This is a genomic window from Neobacillus cucumis (assembly GCF_016908975.1).
Classification (GTDB): Bacteria; Bacillota; Bacilli; order Bacillales; family Cytobacillaceae; genus Neobacillus; species Neobacillus cucumis.
Genome location: NZ_JAFBEX010000020.1, coordinates 86394 through 109924, shown reverse-complemented (window position 1 = coordinate 109924; position 23531 = coordinate 86394). Strand labels below are relative to the sequence as shown.

General features: G+C 38.5%; 20 protein-coding genes and 1 tRNA gene. 7 read left to right on the top strand and 14 right to left on the bottom strand.

The genetic code is table 11. The features are described from left to right. Positions 1–126: 126 nt before the first annotated feature. Together mutL and mutS are read right to left on the bottom strand one after the other, a co-directional pair. Positions 127–2028 carry a DNA mismatch repair endonuclease MutL gene (gene mutL / locus JOC76_RS22670; RefSeq protein ID WP_205181047.1) on the bottom strand — a complete coding sequence of 634 codons (1902 nt, stop codon included), beginning with the start codon at positions 2026–2028 and terminating at the stop codon, positions 127–129. A gap of 13 nt (positions 2029–2041) precedes the next feature. Continuing rightward, entirely contained in the window at positions 2042–4657 is a 2616-nt protein-coding gene (gene mutS / locus JOC76_RS22665) for a DNA mismatch repair protein MutS (protein ID WP_205181046.1), read from the bottom strand. Positions 4658–5147: 490 nt separating this feature from the next. Here mutS and JOC76_RS22660 point away from each other — a divergent pair, with 490 nt between their 5' ends. Together JOC76_RS22660 and JOC76_RS22655 are read left to right on the top strand one after the other, a co-directional pair. Next, positions 5148–5885: a YwaF family protein gene (locus tag JOC76_RS22660; protein ID WP_205181045.1), complete on the top strand. Its 738-nt coding sequence runs from the start codon at positions 5148–5150 to the stop codon at positions 5883–5885. Positions 5886–6086: 201 nt separating this feature from the next. Beyond that, positions 6087–6160 (top strand) — tRNA-Arg (locus tag JOC76_RS22655). 130 nt (positions 6161–6290) lie between these two features. Here JOC76_RS22655 and JOC76_RS22650 read toward each other — a convergent pair. From JOC76_RS22650 to JOC76_RS22610, 10 genes are all read right to left on the bottom strand, one after another. After that, the gene (locus JOC76_RS22650; RefSeq protein WP_205181044.1) at positions 6291–6476 is read right to left on the bottom strand and encodes an alpha-L-rhamnosidase C-terminal domain-containing protein; all 186 of its coding nucleotides are present in this window, start codon (positions 6474–6476) and stop codon (positions 6291–6293) included. Between the two features lie 54 nt (positions 6477–6530). Next, a complete protein-coding gene (locus JOC76_RS22645) occupies positions 6531–6755 on the bottom strand; it encodes an alpha-L-rhamnosidase-related protein (protein WP_275591401.1) in 225 nt (74 codons plus the stop codon). Positions 6756–6822: 67 nt separating this feature from the next. Continuing rightward, the gene (locus JOC76_RS22640) at positions 6823–8952 is read right to left on the bottom strand and encodes a M56 family metallopeptidase (RefSeq protein WP_205181042.1); all 2130 of its coding nucleotides are present in this window, start codon (positions 8950–8952) and stop codon (positions 6823–6825) included. A gap of 2 nt (positions 8953–8954) precedes the next feature. Continuing rightward, positions 8955–9353: a BlaI/MecI/CopY family transcriptional regulator gene (locus JOC76_RS22635; protein WP_205181041.1), complete on the bottom strand. Its 399-nt coding sequence runs from the start codon at positions 9351–9353 to the stop codon at positions 8955–8957. A gap of 197 nt (positions 9354–9550) precedes the next feature. Next, positions 9551–11056 carry an acetate--CoA ligase gene (locus JOC76_RS30765; protein ID WP_307784755.1) on the bottom strand — a complete coding sequence of 502 codons (1506 nt, stop codon included), beginning with the start codon at positions 11054–11056 and terminating at the stop codon, positions 9551–9553. Beyond that, positions 10987–11226, bottom strand: a complete 240-nt coding sequence (locus JOC76_RS30180; RefSeq protein ID WP_239557897.1) for a hypothetical protein — start codon at positions 11224–11226, stop codon at positions 10987–10989. The genes JOC76_RS30765 and JOC76_RS30180 overlap by 70 nt, the downstream gene beginning before the upstream one ends. A gap of 449 nt (positions 11227–11675) precedes the next feature. Next, positions 11676–12590, bottom strand: a complete 915-nt coding sequence (locus JOC76_RS22625) for a VOC family protein (RefSeq protein ID WP_205181040.1) — start codon at positions 12588–12590, stop codon at positions 11676–11678. Between the two features lie 262 nt (positions 12591–12852). After that, the gene (locus JOC76_RS22620) at positions 12853–14091 is read right to left on the bottom strand and encodes an ammonium transporter (protein WP_239557905.1); all 1239 of its coding nucleotides are present in this window, start codon (positions 14089–14091) and stop codon (positions 12853–12855) included. A gap of 154 nt (positions 14092–14245) precedes the next feature. Further along, positions 14246–14821: a hypothetical protein gene (locus JOC76_RS22615; protein ID WP_205181038.1), complete on the bottom strand. Its 576-nt coding sequence runs from the start codon at positions 14819–14821 to the stop codon at positions 14246–14248. Between the two features lie 58 nt (positions 14822–14879). Then, on the bottom strand, positions 14880–16841 hold the full coding sequence (locus JOC76_RS22610; protein ID WP_205181037.1) for a primary-amine oxidase: 1962 nt from the start codon (positions 16839–16841) through the stop codon (positions 14880–14882). 273 nt (positions 16842–17114) lie between these two features. Here JOC76_RS22610 and JOC76_RS22605 point away from each other — a divergent pair, with 273 nt between their 5' ends. Further along, complete coding sequence (locus JOC76_RS22605) at positions 17115–17933, top strand: helix-turn-helix domain-containing protein (RefSeq protein ID WP_205181036.1); 819 nt, start codon at positions 17115–17117, stop codon at positions 17931–17933. An 89-nt stretch (positions 17934–18022) separates the two neighbouring features. Here JOC76_RS22605 and JOC76_RS22600 read toward each other — a convergent pair whose 3' ends face one another. Continuing rightward, the gene (locus tag JOC76_RS22600; RefSeq protein WP_205181050.1) at positions 18023–19288 is read right to left on the bottom strand and encodes an ammonium transporter; all 1266 of its coding nucleotides are present in this window, start codon (positions 19286–19288) and stop codon (positions 18023–18025) included. Positions 19289–19449: 161 nt separating this feature from the next. After that, positions 19450–20214, bottom strand: coding sequence for an IclR family transcriptional regulator (locus JOC76_RS22595; RefSeq protein WP_205181035.1), 765 nt, complete (start codon positions 20212–20214; stop codon positions 19450–19452). Positions 20215–20525: 311 nt separating this feature from the next. Here JOC76_RS22595 and JOC76_RS22590 point away from each other — a divergent pair, with 311 nt between their 5' ends. From JOC76_RS22590 to JOC76_RS22575, 4 genes are all read left to right on the top strand, one after another. Further along, positions 20526–20939 carry a cupin domain-containing protein gene (locus tag JOC76_RS22590; protein WP_205181034.1) on the top strand — a complete coding sequence of 138 codons (414 nt, stop codon included), beginning with the start codon at positions 20526–20528 and terminating at the stop codon, positions 20937–20939. A gap of 105 nt (positions 20940–21044) precedes the next feature. After that, positions 21045–22025, top strand: a complete 981-nt coding sequence (locus JOC76_RS22585) for a heme-dependent oxidative N-demethylase family protein (RefSeq protein ID WP_239557896.1) — start codon at positions 21045–21047, stop codon at positions 22023–22025. A 5-nt stretch (positions 22026–22030) separates the two neighbouring features. After that, positions 22031–22519, top strand: coding sequence for a dimethylamine monooxygenase subunit DmmA family protein (locus JOC76_RS22580; RefSeq protein ID WP_205181033.1), 489 nt, complete (start codon positions 22031–22033; stop codon positions 22517–22519). A 17-nt stretch (positions 22520–22536) separates the two neighbouring features. Then, on the top strand, positions 22537–23490 hold the full coding sequence (locus JOC76_RS22575) for a PDR/VanB family oxidoreductase (RefSeq protein ID WP_205181032.1): 954 nt from the start codon (positions 22537–22539) through the stop codon (positions 23488–23490). Positions 23491–23531: the final 41 nt, after the last annotated feature.

Genomic DNA, 23531 nt, shown 5'->3' with positions numbered 1-23531 from the left:
CCTGCCAGCAGGCAATATAATCATTTATTTTGACTGACTTCCTATTATTGAGCCTGCCTGCGGGCAATATAATTATTTATTTTGACCGACTTCCTTATAGTACCGCCTGCCAGCGGGCAAAAAATCTTACATTACCCGTTTAAACATCTTCTCCATCTCATAGACGGAATAATGCACAATGATGGGTCTTCCATGTGGGCAGGTGAACGGGTCTGATGCTTTTCGCAAGTCATCGAGCAGTGCCTGAATTTCATCATTTCGTAGATGTCGGTTTGCTTTAATCGAGGCTTTACAGCTCATCATGATGGCTGCCTCTTCTCGAAGCTTCTTAATATCTACTTTTTTCATCAATAATGCCTGTTCAATCATGTCCTCAATAATCTGTTTCTCTTCCCCTTTAGGGAACCATTGTGGATGGGAACGGACAATAAAACTATTTAATCCGAATTCCTCAAGGAATACCCCCACCTTTTCTAACTCACTCAAATTCTCAGTTATTTTTACATATTCATCTGTTGAATACTCCAACGTAATCGGAACAAGCAATTCTTGGAGCTCGGACGCAACCTGTCCTACTTTTTCCCGAAAATACTCATACTTTAAACGTTCTTGCGCAGCATGTTGATCGATGATATATAAGCCATTTTCATTCTGGGCAAAAATATAGGTACCATGCATCTGCCCGATTGGATATAGGCGCGGAATCCGGCTTCCAGCCACCACTTTATCCATAGGAGCAATGTATTCTTCCGGTTCGGGTTCAAGCGGTAAATTGGTATCCACAAAATCCTCTTCATCCATCGGTTCTACAGTCGTTAGAGGAGAAGATACTGGCTCCACTACATCCCGCTTAACAGGAATGCGTTCAACCTGAACAGGTGGTATAAAAGTCGTTTCCTGAATGGTTTCCGTAAATACTGGCCGCACCCATGGCGTTTCAATCGGGTTACTCGCAACCTGAGTCCCTTCATCAAGGTTTAAAGCCGTTTGCTCCGATTTTGGTTCTTCCTTTTTCACAGGTGTGTAAGCTGATGGGATTAAGATCTTCGATTTAAACGTATCCTTAATCATCGTAGTAACCAGTTCATTCAACTCGGCTTCCTTACTGATTCGGACTTCCATTTTTGACGGATGCACATTGACGTCTACTAAAAGCGGGTCCATGTCAATATTTAATAGAACAATCGGATAACGACCAATTGGCAGCAAGGTATGGTACCCTTCCTGGATGGCTTTAGCCAAAGGATAATTTTTAATAAAGCGACCATTGATCATCGTTGAAATATAGTTTCTTGATGCCCTTGTTACTTCGGGCATCGATGCAAACCCGCTAATTTTATAATCCAGCGAGCTAGCCGAAACCGGAACAAGCTGTTTGGCAATTGCCATTCCATAAATTGATGCTAATACCTGGCGGACATCGCCGTTTCCGTTTGTTTGCAGCAGTTTCCGCTCATTATGGATTAAGCGAAAGGCAACCTCCGGATGCGAGAGCGCCAGGCGGTTCACCACATCCGTAATGTTACCTAGTTCGGTATGAATCGTCTTCATATATTTTAAACGAGCTGGTGTATTGAAAAATAAATCGGTAATCGTGATATCGGTACCGCGCCTCGCTGATGCTTTTTCATATACTTCGACCTTTCCGCCTTCAATCAATACTCGGTTGCCGGCACCTTCTCCAGTCGAAGTTTTCATTTCAAGTTTAGAAACGGAGGCAATACTTGGCAAAGCTTCCCCTCGGAATCCCAGCGTCCGAATCCGAAACAGGTCATTTTCATTTTTAATTTTACTTGTGGCATGGCGTTGGAAGGCGATCAAGACATCGTCTTCCTCTATTCCATTGCCATTGTCAGTAATGCGGATTTTTGCAAGCCCGGCTTCTTCGATTTCAATTTCAATCACGGTACTGCCCGCATCAATCGCATTTTCCACAAGTTCTTTTACAACAGAGGCAGGGCGTTCGACTACCTCTCCAGCTGCTATTTTATTGGATAAAATTTCATCTAATTGGATAATCTTGCCCATCCATAACGCCTCCTTACTTCAACTTTTTCTGGAGCTCATACAGCAGGTTAATCGCTTGAAGCGGTGTAACATCTAATAAATCTAATTCTTTTATTTTCTCTAACACTCTTTTTTCCTTGGAGGAAGGTTCCGCTTTTTTCGGCTGGGCTGGCTCATCGAAAAAGGATAACTGAGCCAGCTGGTCCACAGGTTTTTCGGCTTTTAGCTCTGGGACTGGCTGCTCAACTTTGACTTTTGGTGCCGGCTGAACATCCGTCTGCTCCAACTCTGCTAAAATTTCACTCGCCCTTTTAATTAATTCAGCAGGTAGTTCTGCGAGCTGGGCCACGTGAATCCCGTAACTCTTATCGGCAGGACCTTCTTTAATTTTATGAAGGAAAACAACCTTGCCGTTATGTTCAATCGCGCTGACGTGGATATTTTTCAACTTCGATAGTTCTTCTTCTAATACCGTTAACTCATGATAATGAGTGGAAAAAAGCGTCTTGGCCCCAATTCGCTCATGAATGTATTCAATAATCGCCTGAGCAAGCGCCATTCCGTCGTAGGTGGAGGTTCCCCGGCCGATTTCATCGAATAAAATTAAGCTGTTTTGAGTAGCATTGGCAATCGCATTTTTGGCTTCAAGCATTTCGACCATGAAGGTACTTTGCCCGGAAATCAAATCATCCGCGGCACCAATCCTTGTAAAGACCTGGTCAAAAATCGGGAGTACCGCTTCTGAAGCAGGAACGTAACAGCCGATTTGCCCTAAAATGGCAATCAAAGCGATTTGGCGCATGTACGTACTTTTACCTGACATGTTAGGGCCTGTAATCAACAAAACTTCACGGTCACTGTCCATAAAGCAGTCGTTTGGCACATATTCCTGCTTGTTGAGTACTTTTTCGACAACCGGATGACGGCCATCCTTAATGACAACGCGGCGTTCATTCGAAAACTGTGGCTTCACATAGCGGCGTTCTTCGCTGACCTGGGCAAAGCATTGTAAGACGTCCAATTCACTTACGGCTTTTGCTAATGCCTGAAGGCGAGGAATCTGCTCTTTCACCATTTCCCGAATTTCTGTGAATAAATTATATTCCAGCTCCCCGCATTTTTCTTCAGCTTGTAAAATTAACGCTTCTTTTTCTTTTAACTCAGGGGTAATGAAACGTTCGGCATTTGTTAATGTTTGCTTCCGCTCATATTGACCTTCGGTTAACAGATGCAGGTTAGCACGAGTCACTTCGATATAATATCCAAACACGCGATTAAAGCCGACCTTTAAGGATTTGATCCCGGTTTTATCCCGTTCTTCCCTCTCCAGCTGGGCAATCCAACTTTTCCCGTTTCGGCTGGCATCACGATATTGATCAAGCTGCTCATTATAACCGTCGCGAATGATATTTCCTTCTTTTAACGAAAGCGGAGGATTGTCTACAATTGCCTGTTCTAGTAAATCCGTTATTTCTTCACATGGATCTAGCTTTTCGGCGATTTCATTCATTTGTTCATATTGCATTCCTTGCAGGATTTGCTTTAAAAAAGGGACCTGCAGTAAGGAGCGCTTTAATTGGACTAAATCGCGGGCATTCACATTGCCAAATGCCACACGGCCAGCTAAACGCTCTAAATCGTAGACTTCCTTTAAGTTTTCACGAAGCTCCTGACGTTCAAAGTAATGTTGGATTAACACATCTACAAGGTTATGACGGTGCTCAATTTCCGCTTGCTGAATCAACGGTCTGTCGATCCAATGTTTGAGCATCCTTCCGCCCATGGCTGTTTTTGTTTCATCCAGCAACCATAATAATGAACCTCTTTTACCCTTTGAACGGATTGTCTCGGTTAGCTCTAGATTTCGTTTTGAATAGTAATCAATTTTCATATATTGCTGAATTTGATAGGTCGTCACCGGTTGAAGGTGGTCTAAGCTTCTTTTCTGGGAGCGGAATAAATAGTGAAACAGCCTTGCTGCTGTTTGCTTTAATTTTTCTTGGTTAAGCCCTTCAAGCAGGTGGACAAAATTCATTTCTATTGAACTATTATCCTCAAAAGAGATGGCGAGCACATCGCGTTCGCGCATTTTCTTTTGTAATTCCCCATCAAAATTGCTGGCTACTACCACTTCTTTGGCGCTTAAGACAGCCAATTCGTTGAGCACTTCATCAAAATTATTAGATAGAAGAGTAACTCGGCTTTCTCCTGTGGATATGTCGTTATAGGCAAAGCCAAAGGTTTGATCGTCAAAGGCTGTAATGGATGCAAGATAGTTATTCTCTTTGTCTGTTAGTCCTTTGCCGTCCATCACGGTTCCTGGTGTGATGAGCTGAACGACTTCCCGTTTTACCATTCCTTTTGTTTGCCGGGGATCTTCCATTTGCTCGCATATAGCCACTTTAAAGCCTTTTGTGATTAATTGTTCGATATAGTTCGGAGCGGAGTGGTACGGCACGCCGCACATTGGGATTCTGTCTTCCGATCCGCCCTCACGGCTTGTAAGGGTGATTTCTAATTCTTGAGATGCATTGATAGCATCGTCGAAAAACATTTCATAAAAGTCGCCTAAGCGAAAAAATAAAAAGGCATCTTGATAATCTGCCTTAATCGTAAGATATTGTTGTATCATCGGCGTATAACCAGCCATAATGACCTCCAGGTTTTCATCTATTTATTTAAGAATTTACGGTTCTTGTTAAGGGGACAAAATTGATTGTTTGCTCTTTTGATCCTCATGTGGGTTTCATGGGGACATGTTTGGCTCTTTGTCCAACTTTTTTGTCCTCATAATGGCTTCATGTGAACATGTTTGGCACTTTGTCCAGCTTTTTTGTCCTCATGAAGGTTTTATGCGGACATGTTTATCTCTCTGCTCGCCTTTTGTGTCCTCATGACGGCTTCATGCGGACATGTTTGGCTTTCTGTTCGCCATTTTTGTCCTCATGCTTATTCCCAGTAACTAACTACTGTATTTCATAATCGCTTTTCTTCGACAAACTATTATATCATATACGGCCAGTGTCGGGCACCCGTTGAATATTTGCCAAATTAATGGTTAATTTGTTTTTTATTTAACTAACTTTCGACTTTATCTGAATTCAAAGCATGGTAAAGTACAAAATATAGGGGGTGTTCGTTTGGGGTGGTTCGGTGGTAGTTCGAAAAATTATCATTTTGAAATGTTTTCCGTTAGTCACTTTTTCATTATTGTCCTCTTACTGGTAGTGGCAAGCTGCATTTATCTATATAGACAAAAGTTAAAAACAGACAAGACAAGAAATTGGGAAATTGGAGCAGCTATTTCGTTAATTACAATAGAAGTAACCTATCATATCTGGATGTTAATAAATGGCAACTGGGATATAAGTCACGCTATCCCTCTAGAGTTGTGCAGCATCAGTCTTATTTTAAATATCATTTTACTATTAACTAGAAAAAAGATATTCTACGAAATATTGTTATTCACCGCATTATTAGGAGCATCTCAGGCCATTTTTACTCCCTTATTAAATTATGACTTCCCGCATTTTCGGTTTTATCATTTTTTTTATACTCATTTAATGAGCATTTGGGTGCCACTCTATTTTACATGGGCAAAAGGATACCGGCCAACCATCTGGTCCGTTTTAAAGTTATTTATCTTTTTAAATGTTCTTATGCCAATTATTATGCTCATTAATAAGCTGGTGGGCGGAAACTATATGTTTTTAAGCCATAAGCCAAGCAGCACCAGCCTATTAGATGTCCTTGGTCCCTATCCTTGGTATATCTTATCGTTAGATGGTTTATTAATTACGTTAAGTCTAATTGTTTGGGGCTTATTTAGGGAGAAAACCGCAAAAACGGAACTGGAAAGAAACCTCCCAATGTCTTAACAGCAACTTTTCCATTGACCTTTTCTAATTTAATTATTATAATTAATAACGTTCCTATTTATCCCGATAGCACACCACGTTCGAATATGCTCCAATGGAGTTTACTTCAGCGTACTGATCGAACTGCTTCTTGAGTAATCATACTGAGATCAGGACGGGTTCAATAGTTGTGTGTTTGAACTAAATAATTTTATTTAACTTGTCCCGATAGCTCAGCAGGATAGAGCAACAGTTTCCTAAACTGTAGGTCGGAGGTTCGAATCCTCTTCGGGACGCTAAACGTTAAAAACGCTATGTTAACGTATTTGATTTCCGACCACTCAAACGGGACAATTACGGGACATAGCGTTTTTTTTTCGTAGCTATAAGACGTAATTATTATGACTGAAGATTAGATATTTGTATCTATAAGACGCCTCGGCAAAACTCTAGAGGTATTAAAAAACCTGCCTGAACATCTGGGGTAATGACAACATCCATCGTGGCATGAGAGCCAACAATCCTCCAGGAAACTTCAATCATCCCGCATATACAATCATGCGCTCCTTGTACATAGGTAAGGCCACATTCCAAATCTGGTTTGATAAGCAACTGAATCCTGGCTTTAAAGAATGAATGCCTAGATTTGTTCGAAAAAGATATTCGCTACACACAGCCAAATGCAAAATGGTTCATGGAATACTTACTTGGCGTTCCATCTTCTGCGTATGCATCCCAGCTTTCGCAAATAGAAGGTGCTCCCATCTTAATCTCATATAACCAAGAAGGACATTCATCTCTAAGGAGAAGTTTGTTGGCTAATTTCTCTTGTTCATTTCCTTGCAACACGGGTAATAAATATGGAACTGACGAAAATCCCGTACCTAGCAGATCTTCTACTCTTGCTAACTCTTAGCTTAAGGACCCTATATCACAATCATTGATAGGAGCAAATAACTTATTCTCTCCTTTGAATCAGTTGGGTATAATAATCTTTAACTTCAGCAGGAAATCCTTGTTCACCATATATAAACTTTTCTAATTCTATTACATGTTCTCCATCCAACTGGTGTAACACTCCATACGTTTCGCCTTTACCATTTTTATTCATTGCAACATCAAGGTCGTTTAGAACTTGTTTTATGTATTCAAATGTTTCTTTGATTAACTCCATACTCTCTGTTGTATCAATACCTTGTTGTTTTTCAACAGATATAACATAGGAATAGTGTTGTTCCCATGCTATCAACCTTCGAAAATTTTCAAAATCGTATGCAACTTTAACGTTATAAGAAAAAGTTGGCAATTTTCCAAATTCTTGACCTAATTGTTCAATCTTTTTGGAATATTCATTGATGTCGGTTGTATTTTTAAATATGTCCGCTTGTTCAGAGATAAGTTTTTTCATTCTTGGGTCCAATCTGCTCGATTCAACTTCCGCGATTTTATAATTTTGAATATCATATTCCTTAAGTTCAGCAGGAAATTCTTGTTCGTGATATGCAAACTTTTCTAAATCTATAACATGTTCTCCGTCCAACTGGTGTAACACTCCATACGTTTTGCCTTTGCCATTTTTATTCATGACAACATCAAGGTCGTTCAAAATTTGTTTTACGTATTCCGGCACACGTTTCGCTCGAACGATTCTTTCATCTGTTTCATTACCTTGTTTTTGTAATTGATCCGAAGAAAAGTTAATGGTTGATCCCAATTGTATCAACGTTCGTAAATTTTCAAAATCGTATGCAGCTTCAACTGTAGGATATCCAGTGTACTGATTGGCAAATTCCGACACTAAATGATTGAACTTCGCAGTATATTGATTGAAGTTTGTTGTATTTTTAAATTCCTCGGCTTGTTCTGCAATAAATTTTTTCAATCTTGGATCGAATCCATTCGATTGAACATTCGCATTTGCTGTTTCTTTCGTTTCCACTTGCTTTTCCTGCTTTTCATTTAAACTATCTGCATGTGCATTCAGTAAGGATAGCGATGAAATAATCATCACTACAACAATTCCAAGTATAGACCAGCCATATGATTTCTTTTGAAATTTTTTAATCATAAAAATTCTCCTCTTTAAGATTCTTTTATTTCTACTTAAATTAGCCAAACTAGGTATTTGATAATTTTTTGAGTAGTGTTCTAAAAGACTTATAATGGTAAGTCCATATGGGATTTTTTCCTCTTCCTCCATAAACGTCAGTGCATATGCATCACATGCAAGTTCCTGATCCTCTCGCATCCAAACATAGGCAAACCATAGAATTGGATTAAACCAATTAAAGATTAGTAAACTATGCATTAGCCAATTAACACCAACGTCTCTTCGTTTAATGTGGGCTAACTCATGATAAAAAATATGTTGTAATTGTTGGTCAGTTAGTTGACTAAAATAAACATTTGACAGTAATATCCTGGGGCGAAAAAAACCAAGGACTGTCGGACTAGAGATTTTACCAGCTAAGAGTAATGGGATACTTTGTTGAACAGACATAGATTGCTTACAATTCTCGAATATTTTAACAATCCTTTTATCCGTAATAACTGGTTGTTGTTGTATGTATCGGTTTAATTTTTGATTGATTAGATAAGTTACGAAACCTAATCCAATAACACCTGCTAACCAAGTGTATAAAGCAATAGTTTGTAAGGAAATTGGTTCTTCCTTTTGCTTCTCAATAGGAACTGTTGATTCTGTTTTACTATTCTTGGTTGTTTGTCGTGAACCAGCAGATAAGTGTTCCTCTTCTTTGAATGCCCTCGTACCAGATACAACCGCTGTCGTTTCTTGCGTAGTTTCGTTTTCTGAAGAAACTACTGGTTGGCTTGGAATAGAAATGGCCTTTTCATAACTCTTTGAAAGAATAGAATAAATACTATAAGAACTATCTGGTGACCACGGTAGTATGAGTCGCACAATTAAAATCATCCAAAGTAGAAAGTGCCACCTTGGGGTAAGCCTGTTTCTTAGTAAGATTTTAACACCTATGATGAGTGCAACCAGTATACTTGCCATAATAGATGTTTCTATCACCCAGTCAAATAATCGAGGAAGATAGCTGTCTAGAAAAATATCAATCATTTTTACCTTTCCTTCCTCTGATTCTCTTCTGTCTTCTGGTCTAGTATTTGCTTGAGTTCGCTAATGTCTTCTGGTGATAGTTTTTCTTCTTTCAAGAAATTTACAAGTAACGGTTTAAAGGCTGCACCATAGAAACGTTTGAGTAAGGATCTTGTTTCTACTTGTAAATAGCTATCTTGAGAGACCAATGGAAAATATTCATACATACGCCCTTTTTCTTGATGATAAGCAACCGCTTCTTTTTGTACTAATCTGTTAATTAGCGTTCGAATCGTTTTCGGTTTCCAATCCATCGTTAATTCAAGCTTTTCAATTATCTCATTCGCTGTTTGAGGAGATTTTGCCCAAAGAACTTTCATAATTTCCAATTCGGCTTCCGATATTTTAGGTAATTCTTTCATATATACAATACACCTCCCGTATTACAAATGTAATCCACATGTCATCTATATTACATTTGTAATCTATTAGTGTCAACCATATTTTGGGTATTTGTTTGATAAAAGCACCCTTAAAAAAAGAAGAGGCTCACAGATATTATTCGTGAACCTTACTCGTTTTATAATATTATGGATAGCCATACAATTGCCTTATCGAATTACTTTACAGTATACCTTTCATTAATAATTGTTTGAATTTGCGCTACTGTTGCTGGATCTTCAAGCCCTGTAATGTCACCTGAGACTTTTCCTGATAAGAAAATTTCCTTTAATAGCCGGCGCATGATTTTTCCGCTTACTGTTTTTGGGAGTGTTTCAGTGAAAATGATGGTTTTAGGCAGAGCGATTTTTCCGATAAGCTGGATAATCCGTTCATTTATTTTTTCTTTTAAATGATCTGTCCCAAGAGAAGGGTCATTTACCCGGGCAAATACGAGCGGTACCTCTCCTTTAATTTCATCCGGGACACCAATGACAGCCGCCTCAGCAACCCCTTCACATTCAAGCACTGCACTTTCAATTTCCATTGTACTTAAGCGATGCCCGGCAACATTGAATGCATCGTCAGAACGACCAACGACCCATACATAGCCATCTTCATCAATTAGAGCCAAATCACTAGCAAAATAGCTCCCTTCTACTTGGCTAAAATAAGAGGAAATGTAGCGCTCGGGTTCCTTCCAAAGTGTGCGACACAGCATTGGAAATGGTTTTCTAATAATTAAATTTCCTAATGTACCCGGTTTAACCGGCTTTCCCTCTTCATCCACTACAGCTATATCAGCTCCTAAAAATTGCATTCCGGCTGATCCAGGCTTCATTGGGGTTAACCATGCTGCACCAGCAATTGGACAACCGGCTGTTTCCGTTTGTCCCCATGTATTATTGACACATATCTTTTTCTTTCCCAGTACTTCATACGTCCATTGCCATGATTCTGGATCAAAAGGTTCACCAACTAGGGAAATGACATCCAAGCAGGATAGATCAAATTGATTCAAAACTTTTTCACCTAAACTCTTTAACATGCGCAATGCCGTTGGAGCAGTAAACACTTTATTGACACGGTATTTCTCAATCACCTGATAAAATCTGTCCTTTGTTGGATAGTCGATTGCTCCTTCATATACAACCGTGGTAACCCCATTTGCTAATGCACCAGCAATGCCCCAAATATGCATCGTCAACCAGCCAATATCCGCCGAACACCAGAAAACATCGTCATTATGATGATCCATATGATATTTGCTATAAATGTAATTTTGGATGACAAAGGCCATTCCTGAATGAACGACCCCCTTTGGCTTTCCTGTTGTGCCGCTTGTATAAAACACAATACCATAATCATTGGCCTCTAATCTCTCAGGTTCACAATGGATACTCGCCTTTTTCGTAAGGTCCTCCCACCAGAAATCACGTCCATCTTTCATATTGATTTCAGTGTTTAAGCGATTTACAACAATCACTGCTTCAATAGACGGAATATCAGGAATGACTGCATCCACTTTTTCTTTCAAGAGAACCATGTTTCCCCGTCTTGTAGTAGCGTCCGTGGTCACGATAATCTTTGGCTCAAAGCTAACAAGACGGTCCTTCAAAGACTTTTCAGAGTAACCTGAAAATACGGTATTATAAATAGCCCCAATGCGAAAGCATGCGAGCACGGAAATAATCGCGCCACATCATTCCAAAAAGCCTCGGGATCTTGTTTGGATTTTTGAAGAAGTTCTTGAAAGGCTTTACCACTGCCAATCGATGTGTTTAATTGTTTTTCTTCACTTGGATCAACTCGTTTACTTTCTGCAACTACCTTTAAAATTCCACTAACATCCATCTGAATCCCCCTAAAAATGAAATATTAGAAGACTATCGTTTAGTGCATAAGTTGTCCTTACTCATCTGTTACTCTATTAATAGGTCTAAAATAACTACTAGAGCCTCCTTCCATCATGTATAATCATCATATAAGTGTCAAGTTATGGAGATAACTAGAACAAATTTTATAAAAATCGAACTCCTTATGGAATGAATAGTGAATTGGTTAAGGAATCTCCTTATGAAAACGTTTTAATTTTTAGAAACCCAAAAATTACTCTAGAAAATGATGTATCGCTTTCTTTTACAATAGGATTAAATGGTAGTAAGGATATATTATCTATCATCTTCTATAAGAAATTAACATAAATATTCTGAATTTTCAACAATTAAAAAAGGGATGCCCTATTGCGACCATCCCCTAAACTGTATATCTTCACGTTTTTTGTCTTCTTATTTCACAACACATTACCCATTGTAAGCTTTCTGTAGTTCCACAAGATCAAACTTCTTCATTTTAAGAAAAGCTTTCGTTACGCGCGCAAGTTGCTCAGGTGTACTCTTACTCATCATCTCGTCCATATCAGTTGGCACAATCTGCCAGGATACACCGAACTTATCCTTTAGCCAGCCACATTGCTCTGCTTCAGGAACCGCAGAGAGTTTTTCCCAGTAATAATCAATCTCTACTTGAGTATCGCAATACACCATAAATGAGATTGCCTCATTAAAATTGAACTTATGTTCATGGGCGCTATCCATTGCGGCAAACCACTGATCTTCAAGTAAGAAATCAGAAAACATGATTGTTCCTTCTTTGTCTGGTTCCATACCTTTAGGATAACGAGCGATAAGCCCCTGCTTTCCGTTCTTAAAAACTGATAAATAAAATTTAAGCGCCTCTTCCGCATTGCCACATTTATCTCCCACAAACAATAGAAATGGCATTATCGGAGGCCGCTCTTCACCTTCTGGATTGGTAAGCATTAACTGCCAGGACAAACCATACTTGTCCTGAATCCAGCCATACCTCTTACTAAAAGGATATTCATCAAGATGCATGAGCACTGTGCCACCTTCGGACAATTTGTTCCAAACCTCATTTATTTTTTCTCCGGCGTCTTCTTCTCGCGATGGATCAAAATTAACTATGAAAGACACAGATGGATTGAATTTGAAAAAAGGCCCTGCACTAATTGCCATGAACTTCTGACCCCAAAGATCAAAAGAGACTATATCGGAGTCGCCTGATGGTGTGTTATGAATTGTAGATACATTTGTAATTTTTGAGTCTGGGAATATGGATGCGTAAAACTCCGCTGCTTCTTTTGCTTCCTTGTCATACCATAAGTGGGTAATAATTTTTTGCTTTGTTTTTGTCATAATTATTTCACCTTAACCTTCTGATCATTCTTGCACAACTCAATAAGACCAAAATCCCAGTGTAAAGAATTTCCTTATCATCTCAATTTATTTTACCATTTTTATACTATTTGCAATCTTATAGTTTAAAAAATTTATCTGTTTTATCAATTATTACAAGTCATTTCAATCAAAAGAAAAAACAAGCATCTAAAAAACGAGTGCTTGTTTTAAAATGAAAACCTTTAATTACTATACTGATACTTTTTCAGTCTAAGACTATTTACGATACATATGAATCATTAGGTGTTTCTAAAGGTTGAACCGTTGAACTATAAGCGATCTCTTCATGTAGACTAATGTCTAATCCCATTAATTCTTCTTCTTGGGTAACACGTAAAGGCACAAATAGTTTTACGATTTTTAAGATGATAAACGTTCCGACAACACCAAGAACGATCGCTGTTGCCACTCCCAAAGCTTGGTGTAAAATCAATTCAGGATTCCCATAAAACAATCCGTCATTACCCGCTGAATTCACACTTGTTGTGGCAAAAAGACCTGTTGCAAGTGATCCCCAAATTCCAGATAGACCATGAACACCAAATGCATCTAATGTATCATCATATTTGAATTTTTCTTTAATAAAGTTAATTCCATAATAACTTACCGGCGCGGAAAGTAAGCCAATAATGATGGCTGAAGGAACAGTTACAAACCCTGCTGCAGGAGTGATTCCTACTAAACCAGCGATTGCTCCTGTAGCTGCCCCGACTAAAGTTGGTCGTTTGCGGACTTTCCATTCAATTAGTAGCCAGCACACACCACCAGCGGCTGCCGCAACTTGGGTATTCGCAAAGGCAAGAGCAGTTACACCATTTGCACCTAAAGCACTCCCTGCATTGAAGCCAAACCACCCAAACCAAAGTGTTGCAGCACCTATTAAGAATAGAACGATGTTATGTGGACTGTGTTTTTTCTTCAAATGTTCATACCTAGGTCCAATAATAATAGCGGCCGCAAGAGCACTTACCCCAGATAATATATGAACAACTGTACCACCAGCAAAGTCGAGTTCACCAAGTTTAGCTAAAAAACCGCCTCCCCAAACCCAATGAGCCATCGGAGCATAAATAAAGGTAACCCATAACAAACTAAAGAGAATCCAAGCTGGGAAAGAAATTCTTCCTGCAATCCCCCCAGAAATGATGGCAACGGTAATAGCGGCAAATGCACATTGGAAGATAGCAAAAGTATAATGCGGAATGGTGTAAGACCCAAATGCAGCTTCTCCTCCAACCCCATGAAATCCTAAGTAGTCCAACCCACCTATCAGTCCGCCTTTATCAGGTCCAAAGCTAAGAGTGTAACCCCATAATACCCATACGAGCGTGACGATTAACAGGCTGACAAAGCTATGCATCATGGTTGAAACAACGTTTCGATCACTTACTAATCCTCCATAAAAGAGAGCTAAGCCTGGAACATGCATGAAGATGACGATTGCCGTTGAAATTAACATCCAGGTTGTATCTCCTGAATCAACTACGGGTGTTGTTGTGGCTGCAAACGCATTGATTGGAACAATGAAAAGAATGGCAAGAAATGTGAATAAGACCATATTCCGTTTTTTACGCAACATACCAATTCCTCCTTAGGCTTCATTTATTTTCAGTTTAATGCTGGTGTTGATGATTCATATTCATCTCCGGCATATCAACCGGAACATGGGTACGTGTCTCCACTGTTACTGCAATTCCTATTACTGAAATGGAAAGAACGAATGATAGCAAAAGCGGGGTTAATTTGGTTTTAATCATGGCATTCTGTTTTACAACCTCTTTATTAACCATAAACATTAAAGATATGATAGATAATAAATAGATGATATCCATAGCAACCATGATAAACGTTTGACGGTTTTCTGGGGTCATATCTCCAAGCATCGCTCCCATCATCGCTCCCATAAAGCTGGCAGACAATGCTTCAATGATTCCCGAAGCTCCGAAATGTTTGCCAATGAAATAGGTAAATACACCGCTAACGATAATGGATACTACGGTAGCATACGCTAGTTCTCCTGGTATTAATAGAGCAATGATGAGACCAATCATTGTACTGCTTACCATTCCTAATGCCATCGAAATACATTTTCCTGTTGCTGGACTCACAATATGTTTTCTTGAAGCAATGTAAAGACTAAAAAATAATGTGTAAACAACGATCATTGCTGAACTAATTAAAACTAACATGCCTTCACCTCCATTTATAATACGGGAGCTGGTTAAAAAACCAACTCCCGTTTCTTTCTTATTGATGGCAGGAATCACCTTTTGTCATGCTGCAAGATGTTTTTGCCTTTGGACGCGGCAGGTCTAGAGCTGGGTTACGGTCAAAGAATCCGACTGGTTTCAATTGGAAGCTTTGATACGCAGTTGGCATAACCGGCCAGTCTTCTGGTCGAGTAATATGGTGATGCCCCATTGTGTACCACACAACAATATCTTCATTTTCAATATTACGGTCAGCTTTTACATAATGCTCTAAGCTATCTCCTCCTTTTGATTGGTTCGGATATTTTCCAGAAGCATACATTTGGTCACGGTCATATTTTGTAACATGGAGATGATTCTTGATAAATCCTGCACGTTTAATAACACTAGCCTCATCTGTTGCGAACGGAAAACAGTTTTCACCCGTGACAATTTTATATCCGACTGGTTGGCCAACAAAATTTTTCGAATTCGGATTGACAATTTTCCATGTTTTTTGAGTAGCCAAATCAATATTACTTACGGATTCTGATTCTGTTTTAAAGGCTTTTGCTATCGTATAGAAGGCATTGTTATTTGGATTTTCTGGACCTGCCTTTTCTGCGACTGTATAAGATTCAACCAATGAGTTATTCACCCCATCAAGGATAGGATCGATTCGGAAGTTAAAGAAATGCTGATGATATGGCGCGTTCACCTGTGGTGCAACCTCTGTTCCATATTTAGGAACTTCCCCTTCATCCAAAGCACCTACATTTAAAATACCAGTTAATTTCACTTCACATTCGATCGTTCCATCTGGATAGAAGGACCAAAAGAATCCATAATCATAGTTTGCAACTGTCGCAAAGAATGAGATTACAAGACGACGAGAACGCCTAACTTCTACTCTGTTTGTCCTCCAATCTGTATGCTTCCATGCAACGCCATAATCTTCTTCATGAAGACAAACGGCATTTTTCACGGTAAATGGTTCGCCTTTACTATTTGACATTACGGCATCAAAGTATTTAATAAACCCTACACAGTCACAACCTAACTCCAAAGAATTGGCAAGCTGACCAATTCCGTATTCCCCTGCATCGAACGCATTTTGCCAGTTATGAGCTGGATTTGTATCACTGTAAGGTACCACCATTTCAGAAAGGGCCGCACGGTAAAGAATTGGACGAACTTTTGCTTTATCCTCATATCCTACAGTGTGAAGAACAAGCCCTTCTCTTGGCGTAAATCCAAAACGAATATTCCATTTTTGCCACTTAATGAAATGACCATCAATTTCGAAGCTTGGGCCTTCAGGTTGAATGATATCCAATGGTTTTACGTCTTGGCGAATATCAATCGGGTAACTATTTGCTTCTTCCGGAGTATAAGCACCATCTGTTGGCGGAATTGGTTTCACTCCGTAGTCTTCAATGCGGATAATTTCCATTTTATTCACATCAACTACCGGAATTAGACCTGTAACTGGATACGCATATCCATTTTCACCTTCAGCTGGCCTTACCCAAGCTAACGCACGAACAAGTCGTTTCCCTTCATCTTCTGGGATCCCAAAGTAACCTGAAGACCATGGATCAATCATCACTAAACTTGGATCGGTAATGCCGCGTTTTAAAAGGGCAGCTTGATAATCTGGGTCATTTTTCACTAATTCTTCGACTGCTTCAAATTCATCCAGGATAAAACCTGGTCGAACATCTGGAATAAATTCATAGGAAACCACTTGTTCTTTTGTTAGAGAGACGATCGCTTCAAACGTTTCATTCGTTTCTGGCTCTAATAGAATAATAAAAACTTCTCTTTCAAATGAATCTCCCTCTTTAAAATTAAGAACCAATTCTTTTTCAGGTTCATTTAAGACCACCTGTGCAAACCTAGCAGATTGAGTTACATTCATTTCACTTCTTAAAATCGCTACTGCTTTTGTGATTTCCTCCGATGTTAATGGTTCTAAAGGATGTGTCGCTTGATTTACTTTCATTTCGGATGCTTTCATGAGTTTGCCTCCCAATATTTGATAAATTTAAATTGACTTTTTTTGAGTTAATCTTAACTACACTCTTAGAATACCTAGTTTTTTGTCGAATTTATTGTAAAAAACGAACCTGTGTTATGTTTTTTGATTTTCTATGTTAGAAATTCTTACATATCACTGTAATAAACATAGAAATGTTATTATTATTTTTTTATGAATTCTAACTATTCCACTAATTTTTTTCATCCAATCATATTCTGTTATCAATTACTGTTAAGAAAGGAGTACTACAAAATGAGTCCTTTATTAGATAACCAAATCTATTTTCCTTCTCAACCAGAAATCAAACAAAATACACTTTTCTATCAAGAACTTAAACCCGCGGGTGGATGGTATAGCCAGAATGTTGCCTTGTTCTATCAATTCACTACAAAGGCAGACAACTCTACGTTTCTATCCCTTATTCCAGATGGATGTTTTGATTTTTTATTCTGCTGTGATCCTACAAATCCAACTGCTTATCTTTGGACTAGTCCTTTACACAGAAAAAAACAGCCAGAATTTCGAAAAGATTGCCAATACTTCGGGGTTCGATTTTTCCCTGAACAAAGTATTTTCAAATTAAATGAATCAATGGACCTCCTTCTTGCTCAGCAAATTCCGTTAATTGAGGTTTTGAATGAGGCGGAGCCGATGGTGGAGCTAATCATTTCGGGGAAGTCATTTAGCGAGAGAATCCAATTGTTTGGAGAGTATTTACAAGAAAAACAGTTAAAATTAGAAAAAGATCAAAAAATGGTTAGATATGCCATTGATCAGATTTATTCGTCACGGGGAACCGTTAATGTCCAGGACTTATCCGATTCCATTGGCTATTCAGAACAGCATATACGCAGGAAGTTTGAATCCTATATTGGCTTCTCTCCTAAGCAATTTTGTCAAATCGTTCGCTTCCAAAATACGTTAGATATGTATTTAGATAGAAATGGAAAAGATTTACTAGATATTATCTATGAAAATGGTTACTATGATCAGGCTCACTTCATTAAAGGTTTCAAAAAGTTCATTCATTTAACACCTAAACAATATAAAAAGATATTTACAAATGTATGAAACGTTGTTTGAATAAAATAAATAAAAGCCATCCAGTTTAGATTCCTCCTGAATCTGAACGGATGGCCTTTTAGTCTACTCTTTATTTCTTAATGAGCATTCTTTACCTCATAATGCTCAAAACTTTGGTATGGTTGCTCTTCTTCTATATTATATGCAGGTTCAGCATGGGAACTTACATCCAATCCTACCAGCTCCTCCTTTTCACTTACTCGTAATGGCGTAATTAAGCTAATAACTTTTAAAATAACAAACGTACCGACGACCGTTAAAAGAATCGCCGCCCCTACACCAGTCAACTGGTGAAGCACTTGTTCTGGATTTCCATAAAACAACCCATTTCCAGCAGGATTGATCTCCTTACTAGCAAAAAGACCTGTCGCAATGGCTCCCCAAATTCCTGTCATTCCATGAACACCAAAAGCATCTAACGTATCATCATACTTTAATTTTGCTTTCAAATAGTAAATACTGAAATAGCATACTGGGGCACCAATTAAGCCAATGATAAGGGCGGAAGGAACAGAGACATAGCCTGCAGCCGGGGTAATCGCAACTAGCCCTGCAATGGCTCCTGTTGCGGTCCCCACTAGTGTTGGCCGTTTGCGCATCATCCACTCGATAACCAACCACCCGATCCCCGCTGCTGCCCCAGCAATATGAGTATTGAGAAGAACTAACGAAGTGAGACTGCCTGAAGCTAATGCACTACCACCATTAAAGCCAAACCAGCCAAACCATAAAGTCGCTGCTCCAAACAAGAACAACACAACATTATGTGGCTTTTGTTCGGTGGTATACCCTTTTCTAGGACCTATCATAATCGCGGCCACTAAAGCTGCAACACCTGAAGTAATATGGACAACGGTTCCTCCAGCAAAATCGAGCTCACCCAATTGAGCGAGAAGACCACCGCCCCACACCATATGTGCCATTGGAGCATACACAACCGTGGGCCATAAGATCGTAAATAAAATCCATGCCTTAAAGGAAATCCTTCCAGAGATTCCACTAGAGATGATCGCAACTGTAATCGCTACATAAACGATTTGCAGTAGAGCAAACAAATAATGAGGGATTGTTAATGAACCATATACTTCAGGCCCGACTCCTTTAAAACCAATATAATCAAAACCGCCCATAAATCCACCGATGCTGGTTCCATAGCTAAAACTATAACCCCATAAAACCCACACTACACTCACAATTAATAGACTCACAAAACTATGCATTAAGGTGGAGACGACATTCCGCTGACTAACCAACCCCCCATAAAAAAGTGCAAGACCTGGTACATGCATAAACAATACAAGACCCGAGGCAATTAAAACCCAAGTAGTATCTCCCGTATCCAATTCTCCTGGTGTAGCAGCAAATGCATTTACAGGTAAAAGAAATGAAAGAAACAGAACAGAAATAAAAAGAGTTCCTTTGGTTTTTAGTAGATTTTTCATATTTTCCTCCTTTTTCCCGTTAAATATAGAATAATCAACTCTCTTATTCATCTTTGTTGCTTCTAAATATATTTTGAAGCTTGTTTAAGCCAACCTAATTGTTCTGATAATTCTTCCGCAGCTTTTCGTACTGAAACTTCGATTTCTCTTAGTCGAATTTCCGAAAACCTTGCTTCTGGCCCATTCACCGTGAGTGAGGCAACAACCTCATCCTCCCATGAAAAAACTGGGGCTGCGACACTAGCGGTTCCTTCTGTTATTTCCCCAAATGATAAAGCAAACCCACATTTTTCAATCATCATGATATCCTTTTTTAATTTTTGTTCATCTTTCACTTTTCCTTTTTTACTAAGCATTTTGATGATATTTTGCTGAGAATTTCGATTCATAAAGGCCAAAATCACCTTCTGCGATGCTCCCGTACATAGAGGAACCCTCATACCAATTGGTTCTGCCAACTTGAGCCATTGCATCGTATTCATGCAGTCAATAAATACACCTTCTTCCCCTTCAGGTACGGTTAAATAAACACTTTCTTTCGTTTTCTTCATTAATCTTTCCATAATGGGAATCGCAAAATTTCTTACTAATAATTCATTTCGTAACGAAAATCCAATTTTAAGTAAAGTTAACCCTAAACGATACTTCTTTGTTTCAAAGTTTTTATAAACAACTCCACTTTCCTCAAGCGAAGAAAGGATCCGATGAACGGTTTGAACAGGCATATCAAGTTCTCTACTAATTTCAGTAGCACTCCACTCCATCTTTTCCTCCTGTGGCTTAAGAGCTGTCAAAATTTTAATAGACTTTCGAATGGTCTCAGACAATCGACACTCCTCCTTTCCTTAGTGACTGATTCTTGCTAAACAGTTTGATTTTTTATGTACTTCCTTTGTCTAGTTTTCGCCATTTGCCACCCCCAAGCTACATCTTGTTTGTCTTATCCTAACTTTAAAACTGTTCTCATTCGAATTATTGTAAAAACCGAAACAGTTGTAAGGTTATATAACGTGTTTTTGTATCTTATCCCATATATTGAGAAAACGAGCTATCACATCTTTTTTTTCTCATGTAACGTTATGGGTGTTCAACAATACTTTTTCCTAAAGTATTAATCTAATAAATAGGAGTGAATAAAATGAGCGAAAAAACAATGATGAAAACAGATTTTACTTATTTAAGTCAAGAACCAGGTGTGCAGTTAATTAAGGCAGGTACATATCCCAAAAAAGAATTAAATGAGTTGCTTCAAATCCCAGCTTTAAAAAGTCAAATCATTGATGTACCTGTTACCAAACAAGATAAACCTTTACAACTTGGTTACTTTTCTATGCAGCCTGGTGAAAGTTTTACTTTTACTTATACGTATTTAGAAATGAAGGTTGTCCTTAATGGAAAAATTGTCATTATCGACGATCAAGGTGAAAAATATGTAGCAGAAAAAGGGGATGTATTAATTTTCACTCCCGATACAACGGTTGTCTTTGATGGTGAAAGTGATGGAGACGCAGTTTATGCGGCCCATCGCCTCCCTGAAGAAGCATTCATGTGAAAAATAGCTATTATTTTATATGCGAATAGAAGGATCTAGCATCCCCTTCTATTCGTTTTTCTTTAAAAATACTAATCTCAAACAAAACACATTTAGGAGGATCCTATGAATCAAACACAAATGACTCAAGAAAAAATCCCTTTTCAGCCATTAATGGAACGTTTCCCTTTTCCTTTTAAGGGAGATTCCTATCGGTATTCCAATAATTCCGTTGCATTAGACCCACCCTTAGTACTGACTATTACACCAGATTATTTTTATGAAATTGAGAAGAAAAAATTGATATTAAGTGCGACAAAGAATCAAGCTTATCAATCCTTTTCTCATTCAATAGATGCCCAATGGGAAATTCTTGAACTGATTATGAATGAAATGACATCTGCCTTTCCTAATTATTTCCATTTAGATAAAAGCGAGGACCATTGGACATTCACCAATCATTTATTAGGGGAAGAGCAATCGTTTATTTTTGGGGATTCTACTACTCTACCATATGAACCTTTAGATTTTATCGGACGTCATATTCAAGAAGATTTAGTCTATATAGCTCAGAGAGATGGCGATCTTTATATGGATGCAGGACAGCTCTGTTTTCCTGCCAACTGGTCGATTGCTTTTAATCTTGGTATGACATATACCGAATTTCATTCCCCTGTCCCACATTTTACCTCAAGCGGTCTTGTAGAAAAGGTCAGAAATTTCCTACTGAGAATGGAAGCAGGAAGCCCATGGACCCGATTAAATTGGACGATTACGGTTGAACCCATTTTAGATACATTTCCAGAAACGTTTGATTTATGGGGACCAAAAAAAGACCAGGTAACAGTTGAAAATGCCGGGGAGCTGGTTCATTTGCGAGTGGAAGACCAACGGTTATTTCGCCTTCCAGGGAGTAACGGCATCCTATTTAGCATTCATACCCATTTGATATCTTTACAGGAATTAGTTCAAAACCAAGAATGGTCGGAGCGATTTTACCGTATTTTGACCGATTTACCCGATTATATGGCTGAATACAAGGGGTTTATTTCATATAAAGAAAAAATAACGGAGTATTTAAAAAACCATCGAGTAAAAGGAGAGTAAGAAAGATGGATACTAATCTAATAATCCCGAAAAATGCGAAAAAAATGCTTTTGTTTCTTGAAGAACCTGAATTTCTTAACAAAGTGAATGTCCTAGATACCCTAGCAAAACAAAGGATAAAGAAAAATATATATCTGAATTTGAACCATGCTTCAGCTGAGGATCGTTCTCTATTTATTCCTTTCTCAATGAATGATGTCCAAACTATTCTTTATAAACAACTAGTCGGAACCCATCTTCTTATTGCGGGGAATCCCGCTTTTATAGGAGAAATCAAAGAAATCGCCTACTTGGCAGGTTTTTCAGAAAATGAAATACAATCGGTCGTGTTAGGACCAAAAGAGGAAACCGTTTTTTGCGTTAAATGCTACTCTTCCAATTTTAAACAGCATGCAGAGGAAATACACTGCCGTCATTGTAAAACAACATTGCAGATCTCGAATCATTTTTCTAAAAGACTAAATGCCTATCTTGGCTATATTAAAGTAGGTTAAAAGAAAGGAAGAGTTTAATGACTGCAACCATTGAGGTAATTGTCAAGGAAATAAAAAAAGAATCCCCTAGTGTTAAAAGCTTTAAACTAGCCCAGATAAACGGCTCTCCATTGCCTCGCTTTTCTGCTGGTTCTCATATCGTTACCTATTTAGAACAGGATCAAAAACAGTTCGAGCGCCATTATTCCTTAACCACTTCTCCAAATAAAACTGATATTTATCAAATTGCCGTTCGACTTAATGATTCCTCAAAAGGAGGATCAGCCTACTGGCATCATGAAATAAAAGAAGGCGATCGACTTGAGATTAGCTATCCTCGAAATCACTTCCCGCTAAGCTTTAGGGCTAAGCATCATATGTTTTTCGCTGCTGGGATTGGCATTACCCCTTTCCTAGCAATGGCTGCTGATTTAAAAGCAAAAGGAAAGACTTTCGAACTGCATTACGCAGCACCTTCAAAAGAGCAATGTGCGTTTTATTCTTACCTTAAAGATCATTATCCAAATGAGATACAGTTTTATTTTTCAAATAAAAAAAAGAAAATGAAACCACCTTTAATGGAAAATAAACCAATCGGAACGCATGTCTACTTTTGTGGATCTGAAGCGATGATGAAAGAATATGCCGTGGCAGCCAAATACTATGGATACCATGAAAGTAGTATTCATTTTGAATTATTTAGCCCCCCCGATTTAGGACCTCAGCATCCATTTCAGGTGAAATTACATAAAAGTAATCAGTTGTTACAAGTCAGAGAGGGAGAAAGCTTACTTGAAACATTACTAAAGAATAATATCCAAGCTCCCTACTCTTGTAAAATTGGAGGGTGTGGCAGTTGTCAAGTTGACGTCCTAGAAGGAGAAGTTGACCATCGAGATTTATTTCTATCAGATCAAGAGAAGAAAAATGCAAATGTGATGTTAACTTGTGTTTCTAGAGGAAAGTGTGGAACTCTTGTCCTGGACTTATAATCGATGCCAGACAAGGGATGATTTATATATGAAAGTTATGA

Bases quoted from the DNA above. Each gene is read 5' to 3' on its own strand.
- mutL (WP_205181047.1), bottom strand. From the start codon at position 2,028: ATGGGCAAGATTATCCAATTAGATGAAATTTTATCCAATAAAATAGCA.
- mutS (WP_205181046.1), bottom strand. From the start codon at position 4,657: ATGGCTGGTTATACGCCGATGATACAACAATATCTTACGATTAAGGCA.
- JOC76_RS22640 (WP_205181042.1), bottom strand. From the start codon at position 8,952: ATGATTGATATTTTTCTAGACAGCTATCTTCCTCGATTATTTGACTGG.
- JOC76_RS22635 (WP_205181041.1), bottom strand. From the start codon at position 9,353: ATGAAAGAATTACCTAAAATATCGGAAGCCGAATTGGAAATTATGAAA.
- JOC76_RS30180 (WP_239557897.1), bottom strand. From the start codon at position 11,226: ATGGATGTTAGTGGAATTTTAAAGGTAGTTGCAGAAAGTAAACGAGTT.
- JOC76_RS22625 (WP_205181040.1), bottom strand. From the start codon at position 12,590: ATGACAAAAACAAAGCAAAAAATTATTACCCACTTATGGTATGACAAG.
- JOC76_RS22620 (WP_239557905.1), bottom strand. From the start codon at position 14,091: ATGTTAATTTCAACGGCAATCGTCATCTTCATGCATGTTCCAGGCTTA.
- JOC76_RS22615 (WP_205181038.1), bottom strand. From the start codon at position 14,821: ATGTTAGTTTTAATTAGTTCAGCAATGATCGTTGTTTACACATTATTT.
- JOC76_RS22610 (WP_205181037.1), bottom strand. From the start codon at position 16,841: ATGAAAGCATCCGAAATGAAAGTAAATCAAGCGACACATCCTTTAGAA.
- JOC76_RS22605 (WP_205181036.1), top strand. From the start codon at position 17,115: ATGAGTCCTTTATTAGATAACCAAATCTATTTTCCTTCTCAACCAGAA.
- JOC76_RS22590 (WP_205181034.1), top strand. From the start codon at position 20,526: ATGAGCGAAAAAACAATGATGAAAACAGATTTTACTTATTTAAGTCAA.
- JOC76_RS22585 (WP_239557896.1), top strand. From the start codon at position 21,045: ATGAATCAAACACAAATGACTCAAGAAAAAATCCCTTTTCAGCCATTA.
- JOC76_RS22580 (WP_205181033.1), top strand. From the start codon at position 22,031: ATGGATACTAATCTAATAATCCCGAAAAATGCGAAAAAAATGCTTTTG.
- JOC76_RS22575 (WP_205181032.1), top strand. From the start codon at position 22,537: ATGACTGCAACCATTGAGGTAATTGTCAAGGAAATAAAAAAAGAATCC.